Below are 12,130 nucleotides of genomic sequence, written 5' to 3' on the forward strand. Positions count from 1 at the left end.
ATGGCATGGAAAACGTTCAAATGGCCGATCTATCACATTCTGGTCGCTGCGCTGGCGCTCCTGATGCTGTATCCCGTATTCTGGATGCTGTTCAGCTCGTTCAAGGAGAGTCGGACGATATTCGTCACGGCAAGTTCTTTGTTCCCTACAGAATGGATTTGGCAAAACTATGTGACGGGCTGGAAGGGCACAAGTGGATACAGCTTCGGCACGTACATTTTTAATTCGCTCACGATTGTCTTGATTGCAACGATAGGAGCGGTGCTTTCCTCCTCATTAATCGCATTTGGCTTCGGGCGTATGCAATTCAAGGGGCGTAACTTTTGGTTTGCCCTGATGATGATGACGCTTATGCTGCCAGGGGATGTGGTATTGGTACCGCAATATATCATTTTCACCAAGCTCGGCTGGGTCAATACGATTTTGCCACTGGTCGTGCCATCGTTTTTCGGGATGCCGTTCTTCATCTTCCTGATGGTCCAGTTTATCCGAACGATACCGATAGAGCTGGATGAAGCAGCGACGATTGATGGATGCGGTAAATTCCGGCTCTATTTCCAAATTATTTTGCCATTGCTCAAATCCTCGCTGGCTACGGCAGCCATCTTCTCTTTCTACTGGAAGTGGGAGGATCTTCTGGGTCCGGTGCTGTATCTGAATTCGCCGGATAAATATACCGTATCTATGGCACTTAAAATGTTCCTTGATAGCGAATCGGCCTCTAACTGGGGTGGGATGTTCGCGATGTCCATTTTGAGCCTGGTTCCGGTTATCGCTGTATTCTTCGCCTTCCAGAAGCAAATTGTCCAAGGAATGAGCTCAAGTGGCTTAAAGGGATAAAGTGGAGCTAAGGGTTATAGCGGAGAGGTGAGTGGCATGTGGAAGTTTGATTTTGGTCCGGGCGAGCCTGCGGATGGCTACACAGGAGTCCCCCCGGATTGCTCGTATACTGCTGAGCAGGGCTACGGGTTTGAGGACGTGGATCATGTGTATGGTCGGGAAAGGCGATTATACGGCGTAACCGCACCCAAGGATACGCTCGCACGGCTGCAAAGCCGCTTTTGCATCCCGCTGGGAACTGCGTTTGTCGCCGATGTACCGGAGGACGGGATGTATCTCGTCACCGTGCTGCTCGGCGATCCGCTCGCGCAGACGCTCACGCGGCTCAAAGCCGGCGAGGGCAAGCATGTGCTGCCCCCGTTACACACGCTGCCGGGCCAGTTCACAGAGGCCCGGTTTGCGGTGCCCGTCAGAGGCGGCAAGCTGCGCCTCGCCGTATCGGGCACCGCGCCGCGGCTCAATGCGCTGGAGATTGCGCCAGCGCCACAGACCCTCCGGCTGTTCCTGGCCGGAGATTCCACGGTTACGGATCAGGACGCATCCGGCTATCCGTATACAGGCTGGGGCCAGGCTTTGCCAGCCCTGTTCAAGCATGATGTCTGCGTGGATAATCACGCCGTATCGGGAAGAAGCTCCAAAAGCTTCGTGGACGAAGGACGGCTGGACGTCATTTTGGCCGAAATGAAAGCGGGAGATTTCCTGTTCATCCAGTTCGGTCATAATGATGAGAAGCCTGATCCGGAGCGGGCTACAGAGCCTTTTACAACCTATACGGAGCATCTGCGCCTCTATATCGACGGAGCCAGAAGCCGTGGGGCTACTCCAGTGCTGGTTACGCCTGTGCATCGTCGCTATTTTAATGGGGATGGCACGTTATCCGACACACATGGTGACTATGTAACAGCGGTTCGCGAGCTGGCGGAAGAAGCAGATGTGTCGCTGATTGATTTGTCTGCCCGCACGCAGGAGTTATATGAGCAGTTGGGTCCTGAGGAAAGCAAAGAGCTTTTTATGTGGCTGCTGCCTGGTGAATACATGAACTTTTCCGGTGGCTTGGAGGATAATACACATTTTCATGAGAACGGTGCGGTCTGTATAGCAGATATGGTGGCGGATGCTGTGAAGGAGCTGGATTTACAGCCCTTACGCATGTATTTGCGATAGACGGACGGTGATTTCTCGAACGGGTGTCAAGGAGGAAATTAACGTGGAAATTACCAAAGGGGGAGATGAGGACATGCCTGCATTGATTTTTGATGAGGAACAAATTAAACAGGTGATCGACCGGATGGTGGAACGCACATTTCAAATGGACTATAGCTGGGATTGGCCGGGTGGTGTGGCCTTTTACGGTGTGTGTGAAGCCTATGAAGCAACAGGGAACGAGGAGTATTTGATCCAATTAAAGGAATGGGTCGATGAAAATATTGCAGATGGACTTCCACCGCTCTCGGTGAACGGTGTGTCTGTGGGACACTGCTTGCTGACGCTGTATCAGGCTACAGGAGAGCAAAAGTACCTGGATATCGCCACCGAAATGGCGGAATTTCTGGCGAAGAAAGCTGAGCGGTTCGCCGACGGCATTTTCCAGCATACGGTGAATTCAGTTCATGATGTATTTCCGCAGCAAGCATGGGTGGATACGATGTTTATGGCAGGCTATTATTTGCTGCGCATTGGTCATCTGCTGGGTAACAAGGAATATTGGGAGGACGGTATCCGGCAATATCACGGGCATGAGGAATTTTTGCAGGACCCGGATACGAATTTATATTATCACGGCTGGGATCATGCGAACCAAAGCCGGATGTCAGGTATTTACTGGGCACGGGGAAATTCGTGGGCTGCAATCACAATGGCAAAAGCGCTGAAATTCGTGGAGGTGCAGCATCCATCCTACATGATCATCGACGGTTCGCTGCGTGACCAGCTCAGTGCGCTGGTACGGCTGCAATCCCCGGAAGGGCTGTGGCATACGGTGCTGAATGATGAAACCTCCTATCTGGAAACCTCAGGCTCCGCAGGCATTGCGACGGCTTTGCTTATGCAGGGGCGACTGTTTAACAAATACACACAAAAGGCGATCGACGGTATTCTTTCCCGAATCAAGGAGGACGGCACCGTGACGGGTGTATCCGCTGGAACCGCCGTGATGAACGATATTGATGGCTACCGCAACGTACCATACAAACGCATTCAGGGCTGGGGACAGGGACTGGCGCTCGCCTTTCTGGCTCAACTGCTGCGTACCAAGGAGAATCCATTTGGATAATTGAGGACAGTATAGGGATGCGCAAGTATTTTAGGTGAAAGGAGTCGGATAGCATGGGAAATACGGAGCTTCCTCAGGAAAAAGTAAACCAGCCGCGGGGCGGCTTATTCTGGGTGATTCCCGATGGATATATTCCACCCGAAAGCCGGGGAGAGCTGCTTAGTCATGAGAGTATATGTGTGCTGAACTGTGGAACTCAAGCGGCCAAGCTGAGTATAGACATCTATTTTGAAGACCGTGAGCCGCTGGAAGGATTGGTCGAGGTGATAGAAGGAAGACGAACCCGCCATATCCGCACGGCCTCGCTGGAGAGGGATGGCGAACGGATTCCGGCAGGCATTCCCTATGCGATTACGGTCACCAGCGACGTACCGGTGATTGTACAATATAGCAGACTAGACACGACACAGCCGGAACTGGCGCTAATGAGTGTCATGGCGTACCCGGTTGAAGGCTGAAATATGGGTCAAGTAAAATAGATGAGCTGAAAAAGAAATCCTCAAGATGGTGGATTATTCCAACTCGGGGATTTCTTTTTTGTGTTACAACCGTGAGCATTTATATGGCTTCAGTCCACTTTTAGTGGTTTTGCAGCAGACGCTTTTCGCGGCTCGAAGCTTCTCCGACCTCCAAAATTGGTGCCCAATACCCCGATAATGATAATAACTGCCCCGACAATATGATAGTATGCGAGCTGCTCCTTCAAAATATAAGCACCTGCCATCATGGAAATGAGAGTAGATAAATTACCGATAACACTCATTTTCGAGGCTTCGATCCACTTCAAGGCAAAGCTTGATAGCAGCGAGGTGACGAGGGTAGACAGAATGCCCAGATAAGCCAGTGCCAGCCAGTAATCAGGCTTTACCAGGGGAGCGATATAAGTGCTCATGGAGCCGTCTATGGCATGATATCCCAGGGCCACCAAGTTAAAAACGATACATCCCAAAATGGAGGTAACATAGGTCAACTCCATCGGACTGTATTTTTGTGTTAATGGACGAGCCAGCACGTTATAGCCGGATAGGCAAACAGCAGAGAGCACGAGCAAAAGAATACCACCAAAGCTATTGGAGGCCATGGACGCTCCGCTTTTCATCACGAATATAAAAATAACGCCTGCTACAGAGAGCAGCAAGGAAAGCTTTTGGACAACCGTAGTCCGCTCTTTAATAAAATAGGACGCCAGCAGCAGCGTGAAGATGGGAACGGTTGCCTGAATAATGCCTCCTTCCGATGAAGAGGTGCTCATCAGTCCGAAGGCTTGCAATGGAAAATACACTAAAGGCGAGAGCAGCGCCAGCGGTAAAATACGCAGGATATCTCGCCGCGTGATGTTAATCTTGATCCAGCCCAACACTACCGGAACCGTCAAAGCGATAAAAGACAAAGCAAAGCGGTGGGCGATTACATCCAGCGGGCTGGCTTCCGTGACCGTCAGCTTCACAAACAAAAATGAAAAACCGAGTATAGCGGCATAGCTGAGAGCAGCCAAATAGGCGGCTCCAGTTTTGGAACGACTGTGCATGATAAACCTCCGTAATGAATGGCTCAGGCTTTTTTTTAATTAGCCTGCGCTGAATGATTTCAACATGTTGCTCCTCCCAATATACCCGGATGGTGTCATTTGATACAATCCATAAAATGTACAACTGTACGGGTACAGTTGGCAAATTAAAAAAAGCCGGAAGGCAGTCTCAAAGGTGGGATATCCCAGTCCTTAAAGCTGCTTCCGGCCCTTATCCTATCAAGATTCCATCATGTCGTACCGATCTGCTTACTTGCCCTGTGCCATCGCACGGAAAGAATCGTCCGCCGCTTCCAGCGTAGCATCCACGTCTTCATCTGTGTGTGCCGTTGTGAGGAACCATGCTTCGTACTTCGATGGGGCCAGATGAATACCGCGATCCAGCATATGACGGAAGAAGGAAGCGAACGCTTCGCCGTCTGTATCCTGTGCCTCATCGTAGTTCGTGATCGGATGATCGCAAAAATGGGTGGAGAATGCTCCACGGATGCGGTTAATCGTCAACGGCACGCCATGGCGCTCGGCTGAGGAAGCGATGCCGTCCGTCAGTCTCACAGCGAGACGTTCCATCTCTTCATACACGCCTTCGCCTTGAAGGACTTCAAGGCATGCAATGCCTGACGAGATGGAAGCCGGGTTGCCCGCCATGGTGCCCGCCTGATAAGCCGGGCCGAGTGGAGCAACCTGCTCCATTACATGCTTGCTGCCGCCGTAGGCACCGATCGGCAGGCCGCCGCCCATGATTTTACCCAGCGCGGTCAAATCCGGCTGAATCGCATCATGATTGTGCAACCCGGCGTACGTTTGGGTGGAGCCGTAGTGGAAGCGGAACGCAGTAATGACCTCGTCATAGATGACGAGTGAGCCATTCGCCCGTGCCATCGAGCATAGCCCTTCCAGAAAACCGGGCTGCGGCATCACCATGCCGAAATTGCCGACAATCGGCTCGACCATGACGGCTGCCACATCATCGCTCCAACGCTCCAGGGCTTGGCGCAACGCGTCCAGATCATTGAAGGGCACGGTAATCACCTCGCTCGCAATGTTGGTCGTAATACCTGCACTGTCCGGTATGCCCAGCGTGGACGGGCCGGAGCCTGCGGCTACGAGTACCAGATCCGAGTGACCGTGGTAGCAACCTGCAAATTTGATGATCTTGTTTCGCTTCGTATAGGCCCGTGCAACACGGATCGTCGTCATGACTGCTTCTGTGCCGGAATTCACAAACCGGACCTTGTCCATGGAAGGAATGGCTTCCTTTAGCATCTTGGCGAGCTTGATTTCCAATACCGTTGAGGTTCCGTACAATACCCCGTTCGCCGCCGCCTCACTAATGGCCTTGGTAATATGAGGGTGGGCATGTCCGGTAATAATAGGGCCGTAAGCCGCTAAATAATCAATGTACCGATTATCATCCTCGTCCCAGAAATGAGCGCCTTTGGCGCGTTTCATAAATACCGGAGCGCCGCCCCCCACAGCCTTGAAAGAGCGTGAAGGACTGTTTACGCCCCCGACAATATGCTCCAGTGCTTCTTTATATAATGCTTCGGAGGTTTCCCGTTTCATCATCCAAAACTTCCTTTCCGTTCATTAAAATAGGATATACACACGCCAAAGGGCAGCGTTCACGGCTGCCCCCTGTATACATCATTATAGCTCTTTTGGTCCTGTCTTTGTTGTCGATTGTGTGGCAGCAGCATCACTACTGGTTTTGCTGCCACCCGTGAAAGAAGCCTTATCTGTCTTGGACGATGCTGCACTGTCCGGTTGCTTCGTTTTGTTTGGATCCTTATTTTGTTCCTGTGTCTGTTCAGGAGGCTTGTTGAATATATCCTGCACGTACTTTTTCAATTCTTCCGGATCACGGACGGTAAGAACCTGCGCGCCGCCTACATTTTCTTCCCCGAGCAGCTTCATCGGCGGAACCTGCGCGCTGCCAGCAAAGTTGCTTTGGTAGCCGACATTTGCCAGCCTCCACATATCGTTGACACTAAGATTTGTATCAATAAACGGGTTTACCTGCTGCAAAATGCTTGGCAAATTGGCAATGGAGGTTGTGCTCCGCATTTTCTGTGCTATAGCCTCCAAAAATGCACGCTGACGTCCCGACCGGGAGAAGTCCGACATCGCGTCGTGACGAAACCGCACGTATTGAAGTGCCTCTTTGCCGCCCAGATGCTGCATGCCCTTTTTCAAGTCAATATCGTATTCATGCTTATCCGCATTGCTTGTATAGTGCATATCCTTCTCCACTTCAAGATCAATGCCGCCTACGGCGTCCACCAGCTTAATAAATCCTTGAAAATCGGTATACACATAATATTGCACCGGAATGCCCAGCAGGTCACCAGCCGCCTTCATAGCCGTGTTGGGGCCGTGAGTAATGGCGGTGTTAATCCGATTTTTATTGTAGCCGGGAATATCTACGTACGTATCACGCAAAATAGAGAAGAGGTGAATCTTTTTCTTGACGGGGTCCAACGATACGACCATCATGCTGTCCGACCGGGGGACTTCTCCTTTTTGGATACCACGACCATCGACACCCATCAGCAAAATATTGACCGGATCTGTACCTTCCCACTTGGGCGGGTCTGGTGTGCGTACCTGATCGACCTGTTTTACATTTTTGAATGGGGAGTTTGCACCCTCTTTATGCAGATTGTCCAGTTGATTATAAATGGATGAAAAATAATACACGGCAAAGCCGACAATCGCGACGATAATCACGGCTAGAACCGACCATATCGTCCTTTTGGTTCTGCTTGTCATGGATGCTCTCCCTTTCGCTTTTCAATTCATTACATTATAATTTCTTTTTGGAGCACAATCAATTTAACTATGGATTTTTCAAAATCCTGAATGTGAGGTATGACATGCTGGCAATTGATGTGCAGGATCTGCGCAAAACATTTAAAGTGCAAAAAAACCGCGAAGGCCTGAAAGGAGCCTTCCTTGATTTATTCGCCCGCGAATACAACGAGGTGGCCGCGGTCAAAGATATTTCCTTTGGTATTCCTCAGGGAGAAATATGTGGCTATATTGGTGAAAACGGAGCTGGAAAGTCTACCACGATCAAGATGCTCACGGGTATTCTTGTGCCAACGTCTGGACATCTCAAAGTAGGCGGCTTTGTTCCCTACGAGGAACGCGAAAAATTCGTAAGTAATATCGGCGTTGTTTTTGGACAGCGCAGCCAGCTATGGTGGGATATCGGCGTGATTGAGTCCTTTCAACTGCTGCGCAAAGTATATCAGGTTCCGGCCACAGACTTCAAACGCAGACTGGATGAGCTGGTAGAGCGGCTCCAATTACAGGACCTGCTAAGCCGCCCGGTGCGCAAGCTTAGTCTCGGGCAGCGGATGCGCTGTGAATTGGTGGCTGCGCTGCTGCACAATCCGTCCATCGTTTTTCTGGACGAGCCGACCATTGGACTCGATATTATGGTGAAGTCTGAAATCCGTGAGTTTCTGAAGGACATGAACCGGGATTACGGGACGACGATTTTGCTGACGACCCATGATTTGCAGGATATTGAAGCGCTGTGCTCGCGTGTCATTATGCTGGATGACGGGAATATCATCTATGATGGTGGTCTGGAGGATTTGAAGGCACGATGGGGTACAGGTCGTGAGGTACAGTTCCAGTTCGGCGTGCCCACCCGGCTTGAGCAATTACAAGCGTGGACAGCGGACATGCCGCTGGCTTGGACGGCGGATAATGATTTGGCTGCCAAGGTGTGGATTCCACTTCATATTAACGTATCGGATGTGCTGGCCAGTGTAGTCGGGCGTACGGACATTACGGATATCAAAATCATTGAAACGAACACCGATGATATTGTGCGTAGCATCTACCAATCAGGCTCGGCGGAACGCAAGGGCAATCCCGTGCTTCCGGCAGTGGAGGCCAAAGTCCATGCTTAGCGTATATACCGATTTTATTCGTATCCGGTTTCTCACCATGCTCGCTTATCGTGTGAACTATTATACGGGCATATTAATTTATTCCATGAATATTGGTGTATATTATTTCACGTATAAAGCGATTTATGGTGATGCGGGCAGCATTGGTGGCTTTACCGCAGCCCAAATGACGACCTATGTAGCGGTATCGTGGATGGCGAGGGCCTTTTATTTCAACAATCTGGACCGAGAAATTTCGACGGAGATTCGTGATGGCAGTATTGCCATCCAGATGATCCGGCCGTATAACTATGTGCTGGTCAAAGTCATGCAGGGACTTGGCGAGGGAATGTTCCGTTTCCTGCTGTTTATGATCCCGGGCATGGCGATTGCGATGCTGCTGTTTCCAGTGACGTTGCCGACGGACCCTGTAGCATGGATCAGTTTCCTCGTGATGCTGTTTTTCAGCTTTCTGATTAATACCCAAATCAATATTATTACGGGGCTGACGGCCTTTTTCGTTGAAAATAACGAAGGTATGATGCGAATGAAGCGGGTGGTAGTGGACCTGTTCTCGGGCTTGATTCTGCCCATCAGCCTGTTTCCGGGCTGGCTGGCGATCTTCGCCCAATGGCTGCCATTTCAGGCGATTACGTATTTGCCCGGCTCCGTATTTACCGGACGAGTAAAAGGCGTTGGTATTTGGAATGTGCTGGGGATCCAAATCATTTGGCTGGTCGTTCTGCTCGTGCCGATGATCATCATTTGGCGACTGGCGCGCAGACGTCTGTTCGTGCAAGGAGGGTAGGCCGATGATGTACTATTTGGGACTCATTAGCGAATATTTGAAGAATTATATGAAATCGCGGCTAACCTACCGCGCTGACTTTTGGGTGGAGGTCGTTTCGGACCTGCTATTTCAGGCCACCAATCTCATTTTTATTTTGGTTATTTTTATGCACACGGACAGTTTAGGCGGTTGGAGCGAAAATGAAGTCGTATTCGTCTATGGCTTTTTCATGGTGCCTTATGGACTATTCAGCTGCTTCGTCAATCTGTGGAACTTTAGCGAGCGCTATATTGTAAAAGGGGAGCTGGATCGGGTCATGACCCGTCCTGCACATAATCTGTTCCAGATTTTCCTTGAAAACGTGGACCCGCCCGCGCTGGTTGGATCGGCGATTGGACTGGTTATTATGGGAATCAGCGGGGCGCAGATGGACTTGTATATGGCGTGGTGGTTCATCCCGGCTTTAATCATCATGAGCCTAAGTGCCGTAGCCATTTATACGGGGATCTATACCATCTTGACTTCTATTTCGTTCTTTACGGACGCGCCAACAGGAATTATTCCACTCATGTACAATATGCAGAGCTATGGGCGTTATCCGGTGACGATTTATAACCGTGCGATTCAAGTCGTGCTGACCTGGATTCTGCCGTTTGCTTTTGTTGGCGTATATCCGGCATCCCTGTTCCTTCATCGGGAGGATATGCAGCATATGGCGCTTTTGACGCCAGTCATGGGAGCTGTATTTCTAACCTTGGGCTTACTGGCATGGAATTTTGGTATTCGGCGTTACAGAGGTGCTGGTTCTTAGGTCAGATCACATGAGAACCCCACAAGATAGGAGATGATGAGATGTCCACGACATCTACCGCTATTGGACAACCCGCGCCGGACTTTGAGTTGCCGGGAAGTGAAGAGAAAAACGTCAAGTTGTCTGATTTTAGAGGCAAAAGGGTTTTACTATATTTCTATCCGAAGGATTTGACTTCCAGTTGCTCGACACAGGCGTGTGATTTTCGGGATAAACACGGGGAGTTCGAGGGTTTGAACACCGTTATTCTGGGGGTGAGTCCTGATCCACTCAAGCAGCATGACAAGTTTATTACCAAGTACGGACTACCTTTTCAGCTTTTGGCAGATGAGGAACATGAAGTGGCGGAAGCTTACGGCGTGTGGCAGCAAAAGCAGATGTACGGCAAGCAATATATGGGCATCGTACGCTCCACCTTCCTCATTGACCAGAATGGGATTCTGATTCATGAATGGCGTAGCTTGAGAGTCAAAGGGCATATTGATAATGCGCTAGAGTACATTCGGGAACTGGCAAAATAATAAACATCCACACACTCTTTGGGACACTGGCTACTCTTCAGTTCTCAGAGGGTGTTTTTGCTATGTAATCTCCGCCTATTCTTACTTCAGGATGTTGTATAACCCTCATTGTGATTGTTTTCTTTTCTGCTTGATTGTGTAAATGCCCCACAAGCTCAAGGGAATGATGAGCGAGTTGGTCAAATCCCAATCTACCCAGGAGGGGACAAGGGTATCAAAATAGTAGATGACATTGGGTGCAACCATGCTGCTCAAGCCGTAGACAAGCATTGCCGCAGGCATGTTGAAAGGGCGGTAATCCTTTAGACGAAATGTCTGTGCTGTCCCCAATATGAACGCGTAAAAAAAAAGGAAGCTCTTAAAAAAGAGCGACAATCCCCATATAGCAGCTATAAAGGCCTCCATACGTTGGAAAAAATTGAACACGTTTATTTTGGCAGTGAGCATATACGAAGGATACACGCTAGATTCAGTTAGAAAAGGGCCGAGAACAAACAGAGACATAATCACGAACAGACTGAGCAGTACTCCGCCTATAAGGCTTCCTAACAGGATGCTTCTTTTAAAATGTGCTGAATGCTTCACATAGGGAAAAAGCATGAGAAATACGACTAATTCTCCAAATGGATAACTAACCCCAAGAAGCGTACCATGAATAGTAGGGAGAACCCCGTTTTCCATAATTGGCTTTAATTTAGAAAAATCAATCTCGGGAATAAGGCAAGCCACTACAGTAAGGGTCACGATTACAAAGAAAGGCAAGCATAGCTCGCTGGCACGGGCAAGGGCTTCAATTCCGGTAAAAAAAGCGAAGACCAGCATGAGTATTGCCAGCAGCATTAATATCCTTAACGGGGTTAGCACATAAGTCTGTGTAGTATAAAAGTCACCAAATTCCCTAATATATATGGCATCGGACATCAAGAAATAGAAAAGATACCATATCGAGACGACAGGAGCCAACCATTTTCCTAGAATTTCCCTTATAGCTTCAATCAAAGTAAGGCTGGGATACAGCTCATGTACACGCAGCATAAGCCATACAAGCGCCATACCTGCCGGTATACTCAGCAGGGTACTGATCCATGCATCCTGTTTAGCGATATGGGTGCAGATGCTGGGGATGATCAGTATCATATCACCCATTGTACAAAAAATAATCAGGACCGTTACTTGTCCAACACTAATACGGCCTTTTTCCAACGCTGGCGGCCCCCTTTATTTACAAATTGAATAGATGTGAAAACAGGTTATTTACCGGCTTATATATCATCTCAATCAAGCTTAGTGGGCTCCATGTTTCCTTTGATTCACCAGCGATCGTACTGAACCACGCCCCGAATGCGAGTATCACGATGTATACAGCCATGTCCTTAAAGCGATGCTTGCGGTATAAGCCGGGCAAGTCCTTGATTGCAATCAATAGAGCAATGCACAAAACCGCAATGAAGGTCTTCATAGGG

General features: G+C 49.5%; 13 protein-coding genes. 8 read left to right on the top strand and 5 right to left on the bottom strand.

Annotated features, from left to right (window positions below):
- The 4 genes from ACIFO6_RS20350 to ACIFO6_RS20365 all read left to right on the top strand — a co-directional run bounded on the left by ACIFO6_RS20350 (position 1) and on the right by ACIFO6_RS20365 (position 3,570).
- The gene (locus ACIFO6_RS20350; RefSeq protein WP_430043319.1) at positions 1–840 is read left to right on the top strand and encodes a carbohydrate ABC transporter permease; all 840 of its coding nucleotides are present in this window, start codon (positions 1–3) and stop codon (positions 838–840) included.
- 36 nt (positions 841–876) lie between these two features.
- On the top strand, positions 877–2,004 hold the full coding sequence (locus ACIFO6_RS20355) for a rhamnogalacturonan acetylesterase (protein WP_430043321.1): 1,128 nt from the start codon (positions 877–879) through the stop codon (positions 2,002–2,004).
- A gap of 73 nt (positions 2,005–2,077) precedes the next feature.
- Complete coding sequence (locus ACIFO6_RS20360; RefSeq protein ID WP_430043366.1) at positions 2,078–3,112, top strand: glycoside hydrolase family 88/105 protein; 1,035 nt, start codon at positions 2,078–2,080, stop codon at positions 3,110–3,112.
- Positions 3,113–3,165: 53 nt separating this feature from the next.
- Entirely contained in the window at positions 3,166–3,570 is a 405-nt protein-coding gene (locus ACIFO6_RS20365) for a sensory rhodopsin transducer (protein ID WP_430043322.1), read from the top strand.
- Between the two features lie 110 nt (positions 3,571–3,680).
- On the opposite strand, the gene ACIFO6_RS20370 is transcribed toward ACIFO6_RS20365, so the two are convergent.
- From ACIFO6_RS20370 to ACIFO6_RS20380, 3 genes are all read right to left on the bottom strand, one after another.
- Entirely contained in the window at positions 3,681–4,640 is a 960-nt protein-coding gene (locus tag ACIFO6_RS20370) for a DMT family transporter (protein WP_430043324.1), read from the bottom strand.
- A 249-nt stretch (positions 4,641–4,889) separates the two neighbouring features.
- Positions 4,890–6,206, bottom strand: coding sequence for a glutamate-1-semialdehyde 2,1-aminomutase (locus tag ACIFO6_RS20375; protein WP_430043368.1), 1,317 nt, complete (start codon positions 6,204–6,206; stop codon positions 4,890–4,892).
- An 84-nt stretch (positions 6,207–6,290) separates the two neighbouring features.
- Complete coding sequence (locus ACIFO6_RS20380) at positions 6,291–7,412, bottom strand: LCP family protein (RefSeq protein ID WP_430043326.1); 1,122 nt, start codon at positions 7,410–7,412, stop codon at positions 6,291–6,293.
- A gap of 104 nt (positions 7,413–7,516) precedes the next feature.
- On the opposite strand from ACIFO6_RS20380, the gene ACIFO6_RS20385 reads away from it, so the two are divergent.
- Genes ACIFO6_RS20385 through bcp form a run of 4 tightly spaced genes read left to right on the top strand, consistent with a single transcriptional unit; the run spans position 7,517 to position 10,667 of the window.
- Positions 7,517–8,566, top strand: coding sequence for an ABC transporter ATP-binding protein (locus tag ACIFO6_RS20385; RefSeq protein ID WP_430043328.1), 1,050 nt, complete (start codon positions 7,517–7,519; stop codon positions 8,564–8,566).
- Positions 8,559–9,353 carry an ABC transporter permease gene (locus tag ACIFO6_RS20390; RefSeq protein WP_430043331.1) on the top strand — a complete coding sequence of 265 codons (795 nt, stop codon included), beginning with the start codon at positions 8,559–8,561 and terminating at the stop codon, positions 9,351–9,353. The genes ACIFO6_RS20385 and ACIFO6_RS20390 overlap by 8 nt, the downstream gene beginning before the upstream one ends.
- Before the next feature lie 4 nt (positions 9,354–9,357).
- A complete protein-coding gene (locus ACIFO6_RS20395; RefSeq protein ID WP_430043332.1) occupies positions 9,358–10,146 on the top strand; it encodes an ABC transporter permease in 789 nt (262 codons plus the stop codon).
- Between the two features lie 41 nt (positions 10,147–10,187).
- On the top strand, positions 10,188–10,667 hold the full coding sequence (bcp, locus tag ACIFO6_RS20400) for a thioredoxin-dependent thiol peroxidase (protein WP_430043334.1): 480 nt from the start codon (positions 10,188–10,190) through the stop codon (positions 10,665–10,667).
- A gap of 105 nt (positions 10,668–10,772) precedes the next feature.
- Here the strand turns inward: bcp and ACIFO6_RS20405 are convergent, their stop codons facing one another.
- Both ACIFO6_RS20405 and ACIFO6_RS20410 read right to left on the bottom strand, forming a co-directional pair.
- Positions 10,773–11,870, bottom strand: coding sequence for a GerAB/ArcD/ProY family transporter (locus ACIFO6_RS20405; protein ID WP_430043336.1), 1,098 nt, complete (start codon positions 11,868–11,870; stop codon positions 10,773–10,775).
- Between the two features lie 19 nt (positions 11,871–11,889).
- Positions 11,890–12,126 (bottom strand): hypothetical protein, encoded by a 237-nt coding sequence (locus ACIFO6_RS20410; RefSeq protein ID WP_430043338.1) that lies wholly within the window; start codon positions 12,124–12,126, stop codon positions 11,890–11,892.
- Positions 12,127–12,130 lie beyond the last annotated feature (4 nt).

This window comes from Paenibacillus sp. NRS-1781 (assembly GCF_050467745.1).
GTDB lineage: Bacteria > Bacillota > Bacilli > Paenibacillales > Paenibacillaceae > Paenibacillus > Paenibacillus terrae_A.